Annotated in this window: 12 protein-coding genes; 8 read left to right on the top strand and 4 right to left on the bottom strand. The window is 68.1% G+C overall.

What is annotated here, in order from left to right; genetic code table 11:
• Positions 1-215 precede the first annotated feature (215 nt).
• Positions 216-2,720 (top strand): hybrid sensor histidine kinase/response regulator, encoded by a 2,505-nt coding sequence (locus HHL21_RS07685; protein ID WP_169464671.1) that lies wholly within the window; start codon positions 216-218, stop codon positions 2,718-2,720.
• 68 nt (positions 2,721-2,788) lie between these two features.
• Here the strand turns inward: HHL21_RS07685 and HHL21_RS07680 are convergent, their stop codons facing one another.
• Entirely contained in the window at positions 2,789-3,109 is a 321-nt protein-coding gene (locus tag HHL21_RS07680) for a KGG domain-containing protein (protein WP_169464670.1), read from the bottom strand.
• A 248-nt stretch (positions 3,110-3,357) separates the two neighbouring features.
• Here HHL21_RS07680 and HHL21_RS07675 point away from each other — a divergent pair, with 248 nt between their 5' ends.
• Positions 3,358-4,644 (top strand): diguanylate cyclase domain-containing protein, encoded by a 1,287-nt coding sequence (locus HHL21_RS07675; protein WP_169464669.1) that lies wholly within the window; start codon positions 3,358-3,360, stop codon positions 4,642-4,644.
• On the opposite strand, the gene HHL21_RS07670 is transcribed toward HHL21_RS07675, so the two are convergent.
• The gene (locus HHL21_RS07670; protein ID WP_169464668.1) at positions 4,641-5,483 is read right to left on the bottom strand and encodes an alpha/beta hydrolase; all 843 of its coding nucleotides are present in this window, start codon (positions 5,481-5,483) and stop codon (positions 4,641-4,643) included. The two genes, HHL21_RS07675 and HHL21_RS07670, sit on opposite strands and share 4 nt — an antisense overlap.
• A gap of 161 nt (positions 5,484-5,644) precedes the next feature.
• On the opposite strand from HHL21_RS07670, the gene HHL21_RS07665 reads away from it, so the two are divergent.
• Positions 5,645-9,622 (top strand): response regulator, encoded by a 3,978-nt coding sequence (locus tag HHL21_RS07665; RefSeq protein WP_169464667.1) that lies wholly within the window; start codon positions 5,645-5,647, stop codon positions 9,620-9,622.
• Here the strand turns inward: HHL21_RS07665 and HHL21_RS07660 are convergent.
• Both HHL21_RS07660 and HHL21_RS07655 read right to left on the bottom strand, forming a co-directional pair.
• Entirely contained in the window at positions 9,619-10,077 is a 459-nt protein-coding gene (locus HHL21_RS07660) for a universal stress protein (RefSeq protein ID WP_169464666.1), read from the bottom strand. The two genes, HHL21_RS07665 and HHL21_RS07660, sit on opposite strands and share 4 nt — an antisense overlap.
• Before the next feature lie 9 nt (positions 10,078-10,086).
• Positions 10,087-10,923, bottom strand: a complete 837-nt coding sequence (locus HHL21_RS07655; protein ID WP_169464665.1) for a universal stress protein — start codon at positions 10,921-10,923, stop codon at positions 10,087-10,089.
• Positions 10,924-11,068: 145 nt separating this feature from the next.
• Here HHL21_RS07655 and HHL21_RS07650 point away from each other — a divergent pair, with 145 nt between their 5' ends.
• The 5 genes from HHL21_RS07650 to HHL21_RS07630 all read left to right on the top strand — a co-directional run bounded on the left by HHL21_RS07650 (position 11,069) and on the right by HHL21_RS07630 (position 20,029).
• Positions 11,069-13,750 (top strand): bifunctional acetate--CoA ligase family protein/GNAT family N-acetyltransferase, encoded by a 2,682-nt coding sequence (locus HHL21_RS07650; RefSeq protein WP_169464664.1) that lies wholly within the window; start codon positions 11,069-11,071, stop codon positions 13,748-13,750.
• 85 nt (positions 13,751-13,835) lie between these two features.
• On the top strand, positions 13,836-15,407 hold the full coding sequence (locus HHL21_RS07645; RefSeq protein WP_169464663.1) for a methyl-accepting chemotaxis protein: 1,572 nt from the start codon (positions 13,836-13,838) through the stop codon (positions 15,405-15,407).
• A gap of 68 nt (positions 15,408-15,475) precedes the next feature.
• Entirely contained in the window at positions 15,476-16,885 is a 1,410-nt protein-coding gene (gene hemN, locus HHL21_RS07640) for an oxygen-independent coproporphyrinogen III oxidase (RefSeq protein WP_169464662.1), read from the top strand.
• Positions 16,886-16,895: 10 nt separating this feature from the next.
• Entirely contained in the window at positions 16,896-17,645 is a 750-nt protein-coding gene (locus HHL21_RS07635; RefSeq protein ID WP_169464661.1) for a sulfite exporter TauE/SafE family protein, read from the top strand.
• Positions 17,642-20,029, top strand: a complete 2,388-nt coding sequence (locus HHL21_RS07630) for a heavy metal translocating P-type ATPase (protein WP_169464660.1) — start codon at positions 17,642-17,644, stop codon at positions 20,027-20,029. Before HHL21_RS07635 ends, HHL21_RS07630 begins: the two co-directional genes overlap by 4 nt.
• Position 20,030 lies beyond the last annotated feature (1 nt).

Genomic DNA, 20,030 nt, shown 5'->3' with positions numbered 1-20,030 from the left:
AGTCCAGGGGACGCCAGACAGGCGCGCGGGCCGCCCGTGCGCCGAGCATGGCATCGCTATCGCCGATGGTCCGTTAGGTGACGCACGAACAAATGTAAATACTGGCACTTTTACGCTACTTTCCTTGTCAAATGCTATTTGAATAATGTTAGTATCGATTCCCCGGACATCGCGACGCAGTCGACGTGGGCGCCCTTACCTGACGAGCACAGACCATGGAAAATGCACAGCGTCCGAGCTTTAATTTCCTGTCGCATGGCGGGGAAATGGGGGCGCAGATGCGCGCCAGGGACTGGAACGATTCCCTCCTCGGCCCGACTGAAGCGTGGCCTCCATTGCTCAAAAGCATCGTTCGGGTGATGCTCTCCTCCAGCCACCCGATGTTCCTGTGGTGGGGACCCGACCTCGTCCAGTTCTACAACGACGCCTATTCGCGCACGATGGGGCCGGAGCGCCATCCGGGTGCCTTGGGCCAGCCCGGGCGCGAGTGCTGGGAAGAGATCTGGCCGATCATCGGCCCGCAGATCGAATTCGTCATGGACGGCAAAGGCGCGACCTGGAACGAAGACCAGCTGGTGCCCGTCACCCGCAACGGCAAGCGCGAGGAGGTCTGGTGGACCTACGGCTACAGCCCGGTCGAGGACAACGATGGCGTCCATGGCGTGCTGGTGGTCTGTAACGACGTCACCGCCCAGCACAACGCCAAGGCCGAGCTGGAACAGGTCAACCATGCGCTGACCGAGCAGATCGCCCAGCGCGAGCAGGCGCAGCACCTTGAAGCGCGGCAGGCGGCGCAACTGATCGAGGCCGAACAGGCGCTGGACCGGCAGCATGCGTCGGAAGGCGAACGCCTGCGCGCCTTGTTCCAGCAGGCGCCCGGATTCATGTGCATCCTGCGCGGGCCGGACCTGGTGTACGAATTCGCCAATGCCGCCTATGCGCGCTTTATCGGCGACCGCGAACTGATCGGAAAAACCGTGCGCGAGGCCTTGCCCGAAGTCGCGGGACAGGGCTTCTACGAACTGCTCGATGGCGTGTACCAGTCGGGCAAGCCGTTTGCCGCGAGCGATGTGACGCTGTTGCTGCACAAAACCGCCGGGGCCCCGATGACCCCGGTGTACTGCGATTTCGTGTACCAGCCGATCTTCACCGGCGCCGAAGTCAGCGGCATTTTCGTCGAAGGCTTCGACGTCACCGAGCGCGTCCTCGCCAAGCAGGCCCTCGAATGCAGCGAGCTGCGCCTGCGCGAGGGCATGAAAGTGGCGCGGATGGTGGTGTGGGACTGGATCCTGGCCACCAATGAGGTCATCTTTTCGGAAAATGCGCCGGAACTGTTCGGCGCCAACTGGACCAATATGCACCAGGTCTGGGGCGCGGTCGTGCCCGAGGACATGAAGCGCCTGGACCAGGCGCGCCGGGGCGCACTGGCGCGAAGTGGCACCTACGGCGACATCATCCGGCTGGTGCGCCCGGACAGCGGCGAGCTGGTCTGGCTGCAAGTGTACGGCACCGTGGTGGCCGATGCGGGCGGGGTGCCGCGCTGGATCCGCGGCGTGTCGATCGACGTCACCGCGCGCAAGCGCGCCGAGGAATCGCTGCGCGAGGCCAGCCGCCACAAGGACGAATTCCTGGCGATGCTGTCGCACGAGCTGCGCAACCCGCTGGCGCCGATCCGTGCGGCCGCCCATCTGCTCGGCATGGCGCCCGACAATGTCGCGCGGGTCAGGCAGTCGAGCGTCATCATCGAGCGCCAGGTCAACCACATGAACAGCCTGATCAACGACCTGCTGGATGTGTCGCGCGTCAATACCGGCCTGGTGGTGCTGGAAAAGGACATCCTCGACCTGCACCAGGTCGTGCTGGAATCGCTCGAGCAGACCCTGCCGTTGATCCAGGAGCGCGGCCACCGCATCACGGTGCAGGCGCCGGAGGAGGGTGAGGTGGTGGTGTGGGGCGACCGCAAACGGCTGGTCCAGGTGCTGACCAACCTGCTGCACAATGCGTCCAAGTACACGCCGCCCGGCGGGTGCATTGCGCTCGACGTGGTCGTGCACGCGGGCGCGCTGGAGATCCACGTGCGCGACAACGGCATCGGCATCGGCGCCGACCTGCTGCCGCATGTCTTCGAATTGTTCACCCAGCACAAGCGTTCGCCGGACCGCTCGCAAGGCGGGCTGGGGCTGGGGCTGGCGCTGGTGCGCAGCCTGGTCACGCTGCACGACGGCCACGTGACTGTCGTCAGCGACGGCAAGGATGCCGGCAGCACCTTCTCGGTTTATTTGCCGCGCCACCTGGCCGCCCGGCCGGGCCACGACGGCGAGCCCGGCAGCCAGCCTGGCCGCACTGCCTTGCGCGTGCTGGTGGTGGACGATAACGAGGAGGCCGCCAATGCGATGGCGCTGCTGCTGCGCCAGGCCGGTTACCTGGTCATGATCGAGCACGACGCGGTGCGCGCGCTGGAGGAGGCGGCCCACTTCGCGCCGCACGCCTGCCTGCTCGACATCGGGCTGCCCGGCATGGACGGCAACGAGCTGGCGCGGCGCCTGCGCGCCGAATCGGGACAGGCGACCTTGGTGGCGCTGACCGGCTATTCGAGCAGGTACGACCGCGACAGCGCGATGGCCGCCGGATTCGACCATTACTTCGTCAAGCCGGCCGACACGGTCAGCCTGTTCGAACTGCTGGCGTCGCTGCATTCGGCAGCGCGCATGGTGGCGTGATGACCGCCGCTGCAGCGGCCACAGCCATGCCGGCGGGCGCGCCATGCATGGCCGGGGGCGCGAAGCGATCAGCGCGAACCGGCGCCGGATCCGCCTTGGTTGCCGCCGCCTGCCTTGCCGCCGGAATCGCTGGTGCCGCTCTGGCGGTTGCCGCCACCGTGGCTGAGCTTGCCAGCCTCGCGCGCCTCCTGCGAGGTGAATTCGTGGGCGTTGCCGGAAGCGTGGGCGGCGCGGCCGCCCTGGGAGGCGATGGCACGCTGCTTGTCAGGATCCATCGAAGCGAAGCCGCGCTTGCTGGTGTCGCTCTGTTTGTTGCCGCGGCCGCCGTCCTGGATGCCACCCGACTGCTGGTTGGGACCCTTGTTGCCGCCTTGATTAATCTTTGCCATCTTGCTCTCCCGTTTCGTTTAACTTTTTCTCGCTGCCGGCCCCGTTAGTTCAACTGTGGCGCAGGGTTTCACGTAGCAGAGATTATGGTAAGTGATTGAAATTGGGTTTAAAGTAGGAGTAATGGAGGCGTACGTGTAGGACGCTGCAACGGCTGCGGCCGTCTTTTTGCATCATGCCGGGCGGTCATGCGATACGGCTGGGTTCGAACGCAGCTGCGCCGCACTCCGGTAAGAATGGCGAGGTCAGCATGAAACTGGCGCAGTTCATCCGCTCCGGCATCGAGCCCATCCTCGATGAATGGGAGCGCCATGCCAGGCAGCTGGCGTCGGCGCGCGAGCTCGACGCCGTCGCCCTGCGCGACCACGCGCGCGGCATGCTGGAGGTGATCGCCCTCTACGTCGAACGTGAGCAAGGCGGCGCCGACCCGGGCGAGGCCGTCGAAAGCCACGCGTCGCACCACGGCGCGGTGCGGCTGGCGCAGGGATTTTCGGTCAACGATGCGGTCGCCGAGTTCCGCGCGCTGCGCGCCGCCGTGCTGACGCTGTGGACCGAGCGCGAGGACTGCAGCGACGCCGCCGAAGACATCACCCGCTTCAACGAGGCGATCGACCAGGCCGTCGCCGATTCGCTGGCGCGCTACTCGGCGCTGCGCGACTACCAGTCGCGGCTGTTCGACGCGCTGCTGTCGAGTTCACCCGACCTGGCCTTCATCATCGACCCGGCCGGGCGCATCATCTACGCCAACCGGGCGTTTGCCACGCATATGCGGGTCGAGGCCGACCAGCTGCCGGGTTCCGACTTCTTCGCGCTGGCCACGACCTTCGCCCCCGAGATCGAGATGCACGTGGCGCATGTGCTGCGCGCCCAGGCCACCCATCGCGGCGAACTGACCTTCACGCTCGCGCCCGGCCGCTACAAGACCTATGAATACCTGCTGGTGCCGGTGCTCGATCCGCACGGCCGCAGCGAGGCGGTGGCGGGAACCGCGCGCGACATCACCGAACGCAAGGAGGTCGAAGACCGGATCCGGCGCAGCGCCAATTACGACTACCTGACCGGCCTGCCGAACCGCAGCCTGTTCCGTGAGCGGATCGAACACGAGGTCAAGCACTCGGCCCGCACCGGGCTGCCGCTGGCGCTGCTGTACCTCGACCTGGATGGCTTCAAGGACGTCAACGACCGGCTCGGACATGAAGCCGGCGACCAGTTGCTGCAGGAAGTCGCGCACCGCATCAGCGCGTGCGTGCGCGATACCGACACCGTGGCGCGGCTCGGCGGCGACGAATTCACGGTGGTGCTGACCGAAGTGACGCAGCCGGCCAAGGTCGACGCGCTGTGCGCGAAAATGCTGGCGGAGATCGAAAAGCCATTCGTGCTGCAGGCGGGGGAAGCGCGCATTTCGGCCAGCATCGGCATCACGCTGTATCCGGGCGACGCCGCCAGTCCCGACGAACTGCTGCGCCGCGCCGACGCGGCCATGTACGCGGCCAAGAACGCGGGCCGCAATCGCTATCACTTCTTTGCCGGCGCCTAGCTCACGCGCGGCTGCGCGAACTGGGTGCTGAGGAAGCCGGCGATCTTGTCCTGGGTGGCCGCCAGGTAGGGGATGTTGAAGTGGTCGGAATCGGGGATGATTTCGTCCAGGTGCAGCTTGCCCAGCTTGGACACCAGCAGGTCGGTGTGCGAATGCGGCACCACGTCGTCGCTGGCCGCGCGCACCACGTAGGTGGGCGCCTTCAGTTCGGCGGCATACTTGATCGACTCGAAGCGGTGGCGCAGCACGAAGCTGACCGGCATCGCGCGGAAGCGGCGCTGGGCGATCGCCAGGATCGAATCGTAAGGCGTGATCAGTACCACCGACTGCACCGGGCGCTGCAGCGCGACCTGCACCGCCACGCCGGAACCGAGGCTGCGGCCGACCACGGCGATGCGGGCCTGGTCGACACGGCTGCGCGCGGCAAGCCAGTCGTACAGCATGCAGCCGTCTTCGACCATATGGTTTTCCGCCGGGTCGCCCTGCGAGTCGCCGTAGCCGCGGTAATTCACGGCCAGCACCGTCATGCCGGGGAACAGCTTGCCGGCGTCGCGCGCCACCCATGACACTTCCTCGGAGCGGCCGCCGAAATACACCACCGCCGGACGCGGCCCGACCACGGCCGGCGTCATCAGCCAGCCGGACAGCTTGGTGCCGTCGCTGGTGCGCAAGCTCACCAGGCGCGTGCGGTGGCCGCTGCTGCGCGGGCTCGGCACTTCGCGCTTGATGGTCGGATTGAACACCAGCCGGCGCTGGCTGGCGGCGATCGCGGCGGTCAAACCGACCCACAGCACGCTGGCGATGCCGGCGATGCTGGCGACTTTTCTGGAATTGTTCATATGCACCAGTCTATCCGCCTTCGCGGTTGAGCACCATGGCGCGCGCAGCCGTGCGCGCATCCTTGAGCCAGGCCAGCTGTTTAGTCGCCTGCATACAACAGTTCGCGCGCCGTCGGATGCCTGTGGTAACCTTTTCCTCCACCGCTATCGGCACGGCGCACATGAAAAAACTGGTGACCTCGGCAGACCAGCTGGCCGGCTTGTTTGTCGGCCTGCTGGGGATGGTCGTCGTCATCGGCTGGGTGTTCCAGAGCGCGACGATTGCGACCCTGGTTCCGGGTTCGGCCAAAATGGGCATCGTTTCGCCGGTGCTGTTCATGGCCGCGGGATTTTGCTGCTATTTCGCGCAGCACCGGCACCGTGCCGGTTCGCCCTTCGATGCGGCGTGGCGCGCGCTGGCCGCGCTGGTGCTGGCGGTGCCCGCGCTGGTGCTGGCCCAGCACATCGTCGGCATCGAGCCCGGCATCGATTTCGTGCGCGTGCCGACCGCGCCCACGCCCGACACGCCGCACCCGGGCCGGATGGCGCCCAACACCTGCATCGCCTTCCTCCTGGCCGGCGCCGGGCTGCAGCTGGCGCGCGCGGTGCGGCCCGCCCGCATGCGGATGGCGGCCCTGTCGGCCTGCGCGCTCGCGGTCACCCTGATCGGCGTCAGCGCCTTGCTCGGCTACATACTCAAGCTCGAGGGCTTGTACCGGATCGCCGCCGCCAACGTCATGCAGGCGCCGACGGCGATCGCCATGATCATGCTGGGCGTCGGCCTGTGGTCGGTGCGTGCGGCGCAACTGGCGGCCCGGTGCGGGCCGGCCAGCAGCGAATCGCGCATCACCTGGCGCGCGTTCGGCATCGTGACCGTGGTCGCGCTCAGCGCCGGCGCCGCCGGCTTTGCCGCGATGCGCGACAGTTATGAGGATTCGCTGTCGTCCAACATGATGGTCGCCGCCAGCACCAGCGCCGAGGCGATCGCCAATACGCTCGACGTGCGGCGCCGCATGATGGAAGAGGTCACCCGGCGCAGCGGGCTCGATGCGGCGCTGGCCGCTCCGGGCAGCCCTGAGAGCGCCGCGCGCGTACAGCAGCTGGCGCAGGCGATGCTGGGCGAGGACGTCGCGGGCGTCGAGGTGTTCGGGGCGGGCGGCGAGCGGCTCGCCGCGGCTGGCGCGCTGGTCCGGGCGCACGGCAATGTGCGCCACCCGCTTGCCGTGGAAGGGCGCGCCGCGAGCTTGATGTGGGACGGCGGTTACGTGCTCAGGACCGAGCACGAGCTGCGCGACGGGACTGCCTTGCTGGGCTGGGTGGCCGGCGAACGCCGCCTGGTGCTGCTCGACAAAGTGCTGGCGTCGATCCGCGCCTCCGGTGCATCCGATATCCTGCTGTGCCACCGGGACGGCGACGAGGCCTTGTGCGCCCCCACCCGGTTCTACAAAAAGCCTTTCAGCGTGCCGATGTTCAGGCCCGAAGACAGCATGACCCTGCCGATCAGCCATGCGCTGGCGGGCCGCAGCGGCGTTGCCAATGCCCGCGACCTGCGCGGGATCCAGGTGCTCGCCTCCTATACGCCGGTGCGCGGCGCCGGGCTTGGGGTGGTGGTCAAGAACGACATCGATACGCTGTACGCGCCGCTGCGCGAACGCACCAACATGCTGGTACTGGCGCTGGCGGTGCTGGTGGCGCTGGGCGCCTCGGCCCTGATATTCCAGGTGCGCCCGCTGCTGGCCCAGCGGGTGCGTGAACAGCGCCGCACCCGGGTCATCCTGGAAAACTCGAACGATGCGTTCGTCGGTATCGGCATCGACGGCCGTATCACCGACTGGAACACCGAGGCCGAACGCACGTTCGGCTGGAGCCAGGCCGAAGCCGTCGGCCAGGACATGGCCGAGCTGATCATCCCGCCCGCGCAGCGCGCGGCCCATAACGACGGCTTCGCGCGCTTCGCGCAGACCGGCACCGGCAAGATCATCAATATCCGGATCGAGGTGATGGCGCTGTGCCGCAACGGCCGCGAGATCCCGGTCGAACTGTCGGTGGCCGGCTTCCACAACGGCGCCGGCTACGTCGCCAACGCCTTCATGCGCGATATCAGCGAGCGGCGCCGGCTGGGCGCGGAAATCGCCGCGCGCGCGACCGAACTTGAGCACGAGCGCGACCGCGCGCAGGCGGCCAGCCGCGCCAAGGGCGAATTCGTGGCCAACATGAGCCACGAACTGCGCACGCCGATGAACGCGGTGCTGGGGATGGCCCACCTGCTGTCGCTGACCGACCTGAAGGACGAACAGAGGCGCTACCTCGAGATGATCCGCGATTCGGGCCGTTCGCTGCTCGGCATCATGAACGACATCCTCGACTTTTCGAAGGTGGAAGCCGGGCGCATGGAACTCGAACAGGGCCGCTTCCTGCTGTCCGACGTGCTCGGCGCGGTGGCCACCATCATGAGCGTCAACGCGGGCGACAAGGACATCGAGCTGGCGATCGGCATCGATCCCGACGTGCCGCACCTGCTGTTCGGCGACGCCATGCGGCTGCAGCAGGTGCTGGTCAACCTGGCCGGCAATGCGATCAAGTTCACGTCGCACGGCGAAGTCAGCTTGCTGGTCGAACTGCTGGCGCGCGACAACGGCCAGGCCACCTTGCAGTTCCGGATGCGCGACACCGGCATCGGCATCGACCCGGCCCACCAGGCGTCGCTGTTCTCGCCGTTCACGCAGGGCGATTCGTCGACCACGCGGCGCTTCGGCGGCACCGGGCTGGGACTGGCCATCTCGCGCCAACTGGTCGGCCTGATGCAGGGCACGATCACGTTCAACAGCGAACCGGGGCGCGGCAGCGAGTTCCGGGTGGCGCTGCCGCTGCGCGTCGAGGCCGAGCGCGACGACAGCCGGCGCCTGGACGGCGTGCTGGCGGGCCTGCGCCTGCTGGTGGTGGACGACCATCCGACCAGCCGCGACTACCTGGCCCGCACCATCCGGGGCTGGGGCTGGGAGGCCGAGTGCGCCGCTTCCGGCGCACAGGCGATCGCCCTGGTACGCCAGGGCGGCGCCGCGTTCGACGCGGTGCTGGTCGACTGGCAGATGCCCGGCATGGACGGCGTGCGCACGATGGAATCGATCCGCAACATCGCCGGGCGCGGGCGCCTGCCGGTCGTCCTGATGGCCAATGCCTACAGCCGCGGCAAGCTCGATGAAGCAGCGCCGGCCGCGCGCGCCGACGCCATCCTCAGCAAGCCGGTCACCGGCAGCAGCCTGTACGACACGCTGAACGAGATTCTGGTGGAACGGGTGCGCGGCGCCAGCCGCCAGCGGATTGCGCAGCCGGCCCACGCATTGGCGCGGCTGGACGGCGCGCGGCTGCTGATGGCCGAGGACAATGAATTGAACCAGGCGGTCGCGCGCGGCATCCTGGAACAGGCCGGCGCGCAGCTCGAGATCGTGTGCGACGGCGCCCAGGCGGTGGCGCGGCTGGCGGAGGCGCCGGCGGCGTTCGACATGGTGCTGATGGATATCCAGATGCCGGTCATGGACGGCTACGAGGCCACGCGCCGCATCCGCGCGCAGCTCGGGCCCGGCTTGCCGATACTGGCGATCACCGCCGGGGTGACCGAGCCCGAACGCGCCAGCTACCTTGCCGCCGGCATGGACGACCTGATTGCCAAGCCGGTCGACCCCGACCAGATGGTGGCGGTGATCGCGCGCTACCTGAACCGGCGCCAGCGCTTCGGCCCGGCGACGGCGCGCGCCATTGCGCCCGCGGCGGCCCCGGAAAACTTGCCGGTGCTGGGGATCGAGCCGCTGGTGGCGCTGGCGCGCGGCGACCGCGAGCGCCTCGGCGGCGTGGCCCACCTGCTGCAGCGGGTGATCGATGACGCGGGCCGGGAGTTTGCCCAGGCGCGCGCCAGCTGGCGCGACGGCGACGATGAATCCGCGGCGCGGATGCTGCACGCGCTGCGCGGCGGCGTCGGAAGCATCGGCGCCAAACGGTTCGCGCAGGCGTCGCAGGCGCTGGAACGGGAGATCAGGGCTGCGCATCCGCGCGAGCAGCTGGAGCGCAAGTTCGGTGAAACCGGCGCCGAACTCGACGCCGCGCTGGCGGCGGCGCGGGCCTGGCTGTCCAGTTATCGCGGGGGCGGACCCGCCGCCGCCTAGATGCGTTCGGCGAGGGGCGGGCGGAACACCAGCACCGGCGCCTGCGCATAGGCCAGCACCTTCTGGGTCTCGCTGCCGGCCAGCAGGCGTCCCAGTCCGCGGCGGCCGTGCGAGGCCATGAAGATCACATCGCAATGATGCTGCGCCGCCGCCGCGATGATTTCCTCATGCGGGTGGAACGACAGCGCCACCAGCGTGGTGCACGGCACGCCGGCTGCCGCGGCTGCGGCGGCGATCCGGTCGACCCGTTCGCGCGCCTGCGCCTGCAGTTCGCGGCTGTCGAGGCCAGGATCGATCACCAGCGCGCCGTCGACCACCGGCACCACCGGATACGGCTCGGCCACCGACAGCGCGACGATGGCGGCGCCGCAGCAGCGCGCGTAGTCGATCGCCGCCGCCACCGCCTGCTGCGAGATGTCGGAGCCGTCGGTCGGCACCAGGATTGTCTTGAACATGGCCGCCCCCTAATGCGACATCAGTACCGGCACCGTCATCGTCCTGAGCACGGTCTCGGTGGCGCCGCCGAGCAGCATCTCGCGGAAGCGCGCATGGCCGTAGCCGCCCATGACGATCAGGTCGCAGTTGCGGTCGGCCGCCATCGACAGCATCGCGTTGCCGGCGTCGATGCCCGACTGCTGCAGCGACACCTCGATATTGACGCCGTGGCGCGCCAGGTACAGCGCGATGTCGGCGCCCGGCTGTTCGCCATGGGCGTCGAACGGGCTGGGATTGAATACCGCAATCGTCACGTGGCGCGCGCGCTTGAGCATCGGGATGGCGTTGGTGACGGCGCGCGTCGCCTCCATGCTGGCGTCCCAGGCGACCAGCACGTTGTCGCCGATCGTTTCGAAAACGCCGGCGTAGGGCACCACCAGCACCGGCCGCGCGCTGTTGAGCATGACGTATCCGGGCAGCCGCGGCGTCAGCCGCGCAGCAATGTCGTCCGGGTCGGTCTGGCTGACCACCACCACGTCGGCGTAGCGCGACTGCATCGCCAGCCCGCCCTCGGGCTCGTCGTCAACCAGGCGGCGCTCGCAGGTCGGCACGCCAACCGCCGCAGCCAGCTCCTCGAAGCGTGCGAGCGAGTCGCTGGCGCGCTGGTAGAGTGCGTCCATGTGCATCGCCACCACGGTGCGGGTCAGGTCGATGCTGCTGTCCTGGTACAGGTAGCGCGAAATGCCCGTCATCGCCGTGCCCACCAGGTGGGCGCCCTCGGCCAGCGCGAGGCGGGCGGCGACACGCACGCGTTCGTCCGCGTGGCGCGACTGGTCGGCGTGGACGAGTATCGTTTGGTACGACATGGGGAATCCTTTCGCTTGAAATGGCGTGTGTTACTGTAGGTTAGGTCGCGCAGACACCTGCGTCCAGCAGGGATTGCCAAAGGCAAGGCCTGTTTCTGTTGTTTTTGATGCACATCAATTAAGCAAAAATAAGAAGGCGCCGAGAATGAGCGTGAGGAACCTGGAGCACCTGTTTGCGCCCCATTCGGTGGCCGTCATCGGCGCTTCGATCAGGCCGCATAGCGTCGGCGCGACGGTGCTGCGCAACGTCCTGGCGGGCGGATTCAAGGGACCGGTCTACCCGGTTAATCCCAAATACGACACGCTGTGCGGACTGCGCACTTATTCCGGCGTCGACGCGCTGCCTGAAGCGCCCGGCCTGGCCATCATCTGCACGCCAGCGCAGACGGTGCCCGGCATCGTGCGCCAGTTGGGCGCTGCCGGAACGCGCGCGGCGATCATCCTCAGCGCGGGCATGGGCGCGCATACCGGCGCCGACGGGCGCACGCTGAAAGATGCCGCGCTCGATGCGGCCCGGCCTTACGTGCTGCGCCTGCTCGGCCCCAACTGCGTCGGCCTGCTGGTGCCCGGGATCGGCCTGAACGCCAGCTTCGCCCATTCCGACGCCAGTCCGGGACGGATCGCTTTCGTGTCGCAGTCGGGCGGCATGGTGACGGCGGTGCTGGACTGGGCGCGGTCGCGCGGGATCGGCTTTTCCAAGTTCATCTCGCTCGGCGAAAGCGCCGACGTCGACTTCGGCGACGTGCTCGACTACCTGGCAAGCGATGCCGAGACCACGTCGATTCTGATGTACATGGAAGATGTGCGGCACGCGCGCAAGTTCATGTCGGCGGCGCGCGCGGCGGCGCGCAGCAAGCCGGTGCTGGTGCTGAAGGCGGGCCGCATGCCCGAGGGAGCGCGCGCCGCGGCCTCGCACACGGGCGCGCTGGCGGGATCCGACGATGTGTATGACGCGGCGATCCGCCGCGCCGGCATGCTGCGCGTGTTCACCACCGAGGACATGTTCGCCGCCGTCGAAACGCTGGCGCGAGCGCGTACGCGCGGCGGCGAACGCCTCGCCATCATGACCAACGGCGGCGGGCCTGGCGTGATGGCGGCTGACGCGCTTGCCGCCGCCGGCGGCAAGCTGGCGGCGCTCAGCCCCGCAACCCTCGCCAGCCTCGACGCCGTGCTGCCGCCGACCTGGTCGCACGCCAACCCGGTCGACATCATCGGCGACGCGCCGGCCGGGCGATACTGCGACACGCTCGACGTGCTGCTGAAGGACCCGGACAACGACGCCGTGCTGTTCATCCATGCACCGACCGCCATCGTCCCAAGCGCCGATATCGCGCGCGCGGTGGCGCCGCTGGCCACTGCCGCGTCGCGCAACGTGCTGGGCTGCTGGCTGGGCGGCGACGGCGTGGCCGAAGCGCGCCGCATCTTCTCCGCCGCCGGGATTGCCGCTTACGACACGCCCGAGGAGGCGATCAGCGCCTTCATGCAGATCGCCCAGTACCGGCGCAACCAGGACCTGCTGATGCAGGTGCCGCCCGCGGTATCGGTGAACGTGGCCGAGGGCAGGGCGGCCGCGGCAGGCGTGGTGCGCGCAGTGCTTGCCGCGGGCCGTTCGATGCTGACCGAGCCCGAAGCGAAGGCGGTGCTCGACGCCTACGGCATCCCGGTGGTGGCAACCCGCACCGCCGCCGACGTCGACGCGGCGGTGCAGGCGGCCAGCGCGATCGGCTTCCCGGTCGCGGTCAAGATCCTGTCGCCCGACATCACCCACAAATCGGATGTTGGCGGGGTGGCGCTCGACCTCGACAGCGAAGAGGCGGTGCGCGCCGCCGCCGGGCGCATGCTGCGCCGGCTCGGCCAGCTCAAACCCGGCGCGCGTCTCGAAGGGTTCACCGTGCAAAGCATGGCGCGCCGGCCGCAGGCGCATGAACTGATTGTCGGCGTGGCCAGCGATCCGGTATTCGGGCCGGTGATCCTGTTCGGCCAGGGCGGCGTCGCGGTCGAAGTCACGGCCGACCATGCGGTCGGGCTGCCGCCGCTGAACGCGGTGCTGGCGCGCGATATGGTGTCGCGCACGCGCGTTGCCAGGCTGCTGGCCGGCTACCGCAACCGGCCGCCAGCCGACATCGACGCCATCGTGCGGGTGCTGATGCAGGTGTCGCAACTGGTCGCCGACATCCCCGAACTGGCCGAACTGGACATCAATCCGCTGCTGGCCGACAGCGACGGCGTGATCGCACTCGACGCCCGCATCCGGGTCGAACTGGCCGACCATACCGCCTGCGCGCTGGACCGGCTGGCGATCCGCCCGTATCCGGCCGAACTGGAGGAGCAGATCGACTGGAATGGCGAAGCGGTACTGCTGCGGCCAATCCGTCCCGAGGACGGCCCCGCGCACCTGGAATTTTTCGCGGCGCTGACGCCGGACGACGTGCGCTACCGGATGTTCGTGCGGGTGCGCGAACTGCAGCCGTCGCAGCTGGCCCGGTTCACCCAGATCGACTACGACCGCGAAATGGCCTTCGTCGCGACCCGCGCCTTGCCCGGCGGCGGCGAGCAGACCCTGGGCGTGGCGCGGGTGGTGGCCGATCCGGACAATATCCAGGCCGAGTTTGCAGTCACGGTGCGCTCCGACCTGAAGGGCCACGGCCTCGGGCGCATTTTGATGGAGAAGCTGATCGCCTATTGCCGCAAGCGCGGCACCCGCGAAATCGTCGGCGAAGCGCTGCCGCAGAACACCCGCGTCATCAAGCTGGTACGCAAGCTGGGCTTCGTCGTTACGCCGAATCCTGCCGAGGATTCGGTCCACCTGAGCTTGCCGCTAGACTAGTAAAGTTGATGTAGATCAAGGATTTCGACGGCTCCGCGCCACTACACTGCACTCTTTTAATGCTATATGGCAACAGGAGAGTGTAGTGCGTACCAATCTGCCCGTCACCGGCATCGAACATGAATTGCGCGATGGCCAGTCGCTTGTCTCCAAGACCGATATCAAGGGCAAAATCACCTATTGCAATCCGTGCTTTGTCGAAGTCTGCGGCTACTCGCAAGACGAACTGCTCGGCAAGCCGCACAACATCGTGCGCCACCCGGACATGCCGCCAGAAGCCTTCGCCGACCTGTGGGACACGCTGAAGGAGGGCCGCCCGTGGACCGGCGTGGTCAAAAACCGCTGCAAAAACGGTAACTTCTACTGGGTACTGGCGAACGTCACCCCGATCAAGGAGCAAGGCCGCACGGTCGGCTACATGTCGGTCCGCACCAAGCCAGGCCGCGAGCAGGTGGCCGCTGCCGGCGCGATTTACCAGCGCTTCAGGCAGGGCAAGGCCGAGGGCCTGGCGGTGCACCGCGGCGCGGTGGTGCGCACCGGCCGGATTGCCCGCCTGCGCGCCTTGCGCGAAGCGTCGCTTGGCGCACGCATCGGGATTGCGATGGGGACCATGGCGGCGCTGCTCGCGGCGCTTGCCGTGGGCGGGCAGGGTGGCTGGACCACCTGGCTTGCGCTTGCCGGCATCGCGCTTGATTTGGCCGTCTGGCGCATGCTGGCGGCGTCTGTAGCGGCGCCGCTGGGCAAAGCGATCGACGCCGCCAATGCGCTGGCTGGCGGCGACCTGTCGGCCACCGTGGATGCCAGTGCGGGCGGCGAGATGGGCCAGCTGCTGGCGGCCCTGCGCCAGGTCGGCCTGAACCTGCGCGCCATCATCGGCGACGTCCGCACCAATGTCGACTCAATCGAAATCGCCACCCGCGAGATCGCGATCGGCAACCAGGACCTGGCCGAACGCACGGCGGCGCAGGCAGCGAGCCTCGAGGAGACCGCGACCAGCATGGTGCAGTTCGGCGTCACGGTGGGCGACAACACGGACAGCGCAGTGCGCGCCGACGACTGCGTGGTGGCCGCAGCGGCCATCGCCAGCCAGGGCGGCAAGGCGGTCGACCGGGTTGGCGACACCATGGGGCAGATCAGCGCGTCGGCCAAAAAAATCGTCGACATCATTGGCCTCATCGACGGCATCGCCTTCCAGACCAATATCCTCGCGCTGAACGCTGCGGTCGAAGCGGCACGCGCCGGTGAACAGGGCAGGGGCTTCGCCGTGGTGGCGGGAGAAGTGCGCAGCCTGGCCCAGCGCTCGGCCGGCGCCGCGAAGGAGATCAAACACCTGATCGACGATTCGGTCCACAAGGTCCGCCACGGCAATGCGCTGGTCGGCGAAGCAGGCGGCACCATGAGCGGCGTGCTGGAGTCGGTCGAACGCGCGACCGCCATCATGGCCGGGATCAAGCGCGCCAGCCTGGAACAGCGCAGCACCATCGGCCAGGTCAACCAGGCCGTCGCCGAACTCGGTGCGATCACGCAGCAGAACGCCGCGCTGGTCGAACAGTCGGCTGCGGCATCGTCGAACGTCGCGGAACAGGCGGCGGGACTGGTTCAAGCCTTGTCGGTCTTTCACTTCGGCGGTGCCGCAAAGCGACTCGGCCGTTTTTGATCCACCGCAAAGATTTTATGGGTGCTGATCAATAAACTGCTTCATATAGTCAGGTTTGGAGCATAACAATGAACGTATCCGCAGCTGCCGTCCGCACCGTCGAGTTCGACGGCGCCCTCATCCGCAAGCTGAACCAGTCGGGCCCGCGCTACACCTCGTATCCGACCGCCGACCGGTTCAGCGAGAGCTTCGGCTACCGCGACTACCTGCAGGCAGTGGCCGGGCTGCGCACGCGCGGGGCGGCCAAGCCGCTGTCGCTGTACCTGCATATCCCGTTCTGCGACACCGTTTGCTACTATTGCGCCTGCAACAAGGTCGTCACCAGGAAGCGCGACAAGGCCGTCACCTATCTCAGCTACCTGAAACGCGAGATCGAGATGCAGGGTCGCCTGTTCGCGGGAATGAACCATGTCGAGCAGCTGCACCTGGGCGGCGGCACGCCGACCTACCTGTCGGACGAGCAGATGGGCGACCTGATGCAGCACGTGCGCCACTGGTTCCAGCTCGCGCCCGACGCCGATGGTGAATATTCGATCGAGATCGATCCGCGCACAGTGACGCCGGAGCGCGTGCACAGCCTGCGCCGCCAGGGCTTCAACCGCGTCAGCCTGGGCGTGCAGGACTTCGACCCTGACGTACAGCGCGCCGTCAACCGCGTGCAGCCCGAAGAAGAGACCCGCGCCATCATCGATGCCGCGCGCAGCGCCGGTTTCCGCTCGGTGAGCATCGACCTGATCTACGGCCTGCCGAAGCAGAACGTCATCAGCATGGCGCAGACACTGGCCAAGGTCATCGCGGCCAACCCTGACCGCATCGCGATCTACAATTACGCGCACCTGCCGCACCTGTTCAAGGCGCAGCGCCGCATCCTCGACGAAGACATGCCAAGCGCCGACGCGCGCCTCGACATGCTGGCGCTGTGCATCCGCCGCCTGGCCGATGCGGGCTACACCTACATCGGCATGGACCACTTCGCGCGCCCTGGCGACGATCTCGCCGTGGCGCAGCAGCAGGGCCGCCTGCACCGCAACTTCCAGGGCTACTCGACCCACGCGGAAGCAGACCTGGTCGCGTGCGGCGTTTCCGCCATTGGTTCGGTGGGCGCGACCTACAGCCAGAACGTCAAGACGCTCGACGCCTATTACGACGCGTTGGACAAGAACGAGCTGCCCGTGGTGCGCGGCGCGCGGCTGTCGATGGACGACGCGTTGCGGCGCACGATCATCCAGACGCTGATGTGCAATTTCGAGCTGTCGGTGCAGGCGATCGAGCAGGCTTACCCGATCGACTTCGGCGGCTATTTCGGCCCGGAGCTGGCGCGTCTGAAAGCGCTGGCGGGCGACGGATTGCTGACGGTGGGCGCGGACTGGCTGACAGTGACCCCCAAGGGCCGCCTGCTGATCCGCAATATCTGCATGGTGTTCGACCGCTACCTCACGTCCGCGCCGCAAATCGCGCGCTACTCCAAGACCATCTGACGGGATTCCAATGCAAGGCATCAGCCTGTTCCCGGTCTTCCTGATCGGGCTGTTCGGCAGCGTCCACTGCGCAGGCATGTGCGGCGGGATCGTCAGTGCATTCTCGATGGTGCCTCCGGCCGCGCGCGCATTTCCGGTCCCGGTGGCGACCCGGTCTGCCCCGGCACCTGCCCGAATGCTTTCCTATAACGCAGGGCGCCTTGGCAGCTACATGCTGGCCGGCGCGATCGCGGGAGGCGTCGCCAACGGTGCGCGTGCCCTCGGCGGCCTTGGCACGTTCCAGGTCGGCGGCTACTGGCTCGCCAACCTGATGCTCGTCGCGCTTGGCCTGTACCTGATGGATGCGTGGCGCGGCCTGGCCCGCGTAGAAACGCTTGGCAACAGCCTGTGGCGGCGGCTGAAGCCGCTGACCGCGCGGCTGCAGCCGCTGGACGGTCCGGTCAAACTGTTCGGCCTGGGAGCGCTGTGGGGCTGGCTGCCGTGCGGGATGGTGTACAGCGTGCTGGTGACCGCGATGCTGAGCGGCTCGGCGGCTTCCGGCGCCGCCGTGATGCTGGCTTTCGGCCTCGGCACCTTGCCGATGCTGATGGCGATGGGCGTGGCGGGCGGGCGCCTGCGGATGGCAATCCAGCGGCGCCCGGTGCGCATCGCGGCCGGCCTGCTGGTGCTCGGCTTCGGCCTGCTCGGTATCGCTCGCGCAGCCGCCGGCACGCACGCGCACTGGCTCGACCTGTTCTGCATTCCCGGAGCCGCCGCATGAGCGCTGTCCCCGCCGCTGCAGATTGCTTCCATTGCGGCTTGCCGGTTGCGCCGGGCAGCCGCTGGGAGGTGGCCATCGACGGTATCGACCACCCAATGTGCTGTCCTGGCTGCGCCGCTGTCGCGCAAGGCATCGTCGACGCGGGCTGCGCTGACTACTACACCTCCCGAACCGAATTTGGTGCACGGGGCAGCGACATGCCAGCCGAACTCGCACTGTACGACGACGCCGCCAAAGCCGATGCTGTGTTCTCGGTTGAAGGAATGCGCTGCGCGGCCTGCGTCTGGCTGATCGAGCGCAGCGTGGCGCGCGTGCCGGGCGTGCAGTCTGCCTACATGAACGTCACGACCGAACGGCTGTCGGTGCAATGGGACGCAGGCACGTGCAAACCGAGCGACATCCTGAAGGCGCTGCGCCAGGTGGGCTATACGGCCTGGCCCTACGATCGTGCGCGCCACGGGGAACAGCTCGAAAAAGCGCGCAAGAAACTGTTCCGCCAGCTGTTCATCGCCGGCCTGTCGATGATGCAGGTGATGATGTATGCGGTCCCCGTCTACCTCGCCACCGACGGCACCATGGACGCCGACATGATGGCGCTGATGCACTGGGCCTCGCTCCTGTTGACGCTTCCTGCGGTGTTGTATTCGGCGCAGCCGTTCTTCCGCGGCGCATGGAACAACCTGAAGCAGGGCATGCCGGGCATGGACGTGCCGGTCGCACTCGGCATCGGCGCGGCGTTCGCGGGCAGCGTCTGGTCGGTGCTGCGCGGGCAGGGCGACGTCTGGTTCGACACGGTCACGATGTTCATCTTCCTGCTGCTGGCCAGCCGCTACCTCGAGCTGGTGGCGCGACGCAAGGCCGCGCAGGCGCTGGAAAAACTCCAGCATGCGCTGCCCGCATCGGCGCTGCGCATGCCGGGCTATCCCGGCGCACGTGAGACGGAAATCGTCGCGGCCTCGCAACTGTGCGAAGGCGACATCATCCTGGTCCGTCCCGGCGAGGCGCTAGCCGCGGACGGCGTGATTGTCGACGGCGTCACCGAGCTTGACCTGGCGCTGCTGACCGGAGAGAGCCGCCCGCAGGAACGGAAAGTGGGCGACGGGGTTCCCGGCGGCGCAGTCAATGCGGGCCAGGCGGTTGTGGTCAGGGTGGTGCGCGGCGCGCGCGACAGCACCTTGTCGCGCCTGGTGGCAATGGTCGAACGGGCCGGGCAGGGAAAGCCCCAGTTGGCGCTCTGGGCCGACAAGGTCGCCGCATGGTTCGTGGCGGCGCTGCTGTTGCTGGCCGTGCTTGTATTCATCGGCTGGCAATTGACGGACCCCACCCGTGCGTGGGAAGTCGCGATTGCGGTGCTGGTGGTGTCGTGCCCGTGTGCGCTGTCGCTGGCCACGCCGACGGCGCTTGCGGCGGCCACCGATTTGCTGGTGCGCCGCGGCGTGCTGGTGGTCCGGCCGCATGTGCTGGAAACGCTGCATCGCGCCACCCACATCATCTTCGACAAGACCGGCACGCTCACCGAGGGCAAGCCGGTTCTGCGCCATGTCGGGGTGTTCCGCGGCGCCGACCGGGAACGCTGCTTCCAGGTGGCGGCCGCGCTGGAGCAGTCGAGCGCACATCCGCTCGGCGCGGCGATCCGCGCTGCCAATGAAGCGCCGCCGCTGTACGCGCAAGACGTGGCCAGCGTGGTGGGGCAGGGGATTGAAGGTCGCGTGGAAGGCCGCTTGCACCGGCTCGGGCGCGCATCGTTCGTCGCTGCAATCAGCGGCCCCTTGTCCGAATCGACGGCCGCCGGAATGACCGCCGTGTACCTGGGCGACGAAGACGGCATCATGGCGCGCTTCGACCTGGCCGATGCGCTGCGCGGGGACGCGCTCGCGCTGGTGCGCCAGTTCCAGCGTGCCGGCAAGGAGGTCATCCTGTTAAGCGGCGACCAGCAGGACGTCACCGCGAGGATTGCAGCCGAGCTGGGAATCGGACGCGCGATCGGCGCGCAGCTCCCGGCCGACAAGCTGGCCTTCGTGCAGGACCTGCAGGCCGGCGGCGCCGTGGTGGCGATGGTCGGTGATGGCATCAATGACGCCGCGGTGCTGTCGGCGGCAGACGTGTCGTTCGCGATGGGCGGCGGGGCGGCGCTCGCGCAGCTCCACGCCGACTGTGTGCTGCTTGGCGGCCGGCTGGCCGCACTGGGCGACGCTGCCGATACGGCCGCGCGCACGCTGGCAGTGATACGGCAGAACCTGTGGTGGGCCAGCGCCTACAACGTGGTGGCGATTCCCGCCGCCGCATTCGGATTGCTCAACCCATGGATGGCCGGCGTCGGCATGTCGCTGTCGTCTGCCGTGGTCGTCATCAACGCCCTGCGCCTGCGGCGCGCGAAAAACTGAA

The sequence above is a fragment of the Massilia polaris genome (genome assembly GCF_012927275.1).
GTDB lineage: Bacteria > Pseudomonadota > Gammaproteobacteria > Burkholderiales > Burkholderiaceae_D > Telluria_A > Telluria_A polaris.
This window is presented reverse-complemented; position numbering and strand designations above follow the sequence as displayed.

Coding starts and splice junctions, on each gene's coding strand:
- HHL21_RS07630 (WP_169464660.1), top strand. CDS start 17,642: ATGAGCGCTGTCCCCGCCGCTGCAGATTGCTTCCATTGCGGCTTGCCG.
- HHL21_RS07655 (WP_169464665.1), bottom strand. CDS start 10,923: ATGTCGTACCAAACGATACTCGTCCACGCCGACCAGTCGCGCCACGCG.
- HHL21_RS07665 (WP_169464667.1), top strand. CDS start 5,645: ATGAAAAAACTGGTGACCTCGGCAGACCAGCTGGCCGGCTTGTTTGTC.
- HHL21_RS07650 (WP_169464664.1), top strand. CDS start 11,069: ATGAGCGTGAGGAACCTGGAGCACCTGTTTGCGCCCCATTCGGTGGCC.
- HHL21_RS07675 (WP_169464669.1), top strand. CDS start 3,358: ATGAAACTGGCGCAGTTCATCCGCTCCGGCATCGAGCCCATCCTCGAT.
- HHL21_RS07680 (WP_169464670.1), bottom strand. CDS start 3,109: ATGGCAAAGATTAATCAAGGCGGCAACAAGGGTCCCAACCAGCAGTCG.
- HHL21_RS07685 (WP_169464671.1), top strand. CDS start 216: ATGGAAAATGCACAGCGTCCGAGCTTTAATTTCCTGTCGCATGGCGGG.
- HHL21_RS07660 (WP_169464666.1), bottom strand. CDS start 10,077: ATGTTCAAGACAATCCTGGTGCCGACCGACGGCTCCGACATCTCGCAG.
- hemN (WP_169464662.1), top strand. CDS start 15,476: ATGAACGTATCCGCAGCTGCCGTCCGCACCGTCGAGTTCGACGGCGCC.
- HHL21_RS07670 (WP_169464668.1), bottom strand. CDS start 5,483: ATGAACAATTCCAGAAAAGTCGCCAGCATCGCCGGCATCGCCAGCGTG.
- HHL21_RS07635 (WP_169464661.1), top strand. CDS start 16,896: ATGCAAGGCATCAGCCTGTTCCCGGTCTTCCTGATCGGGCTGTTCGGC.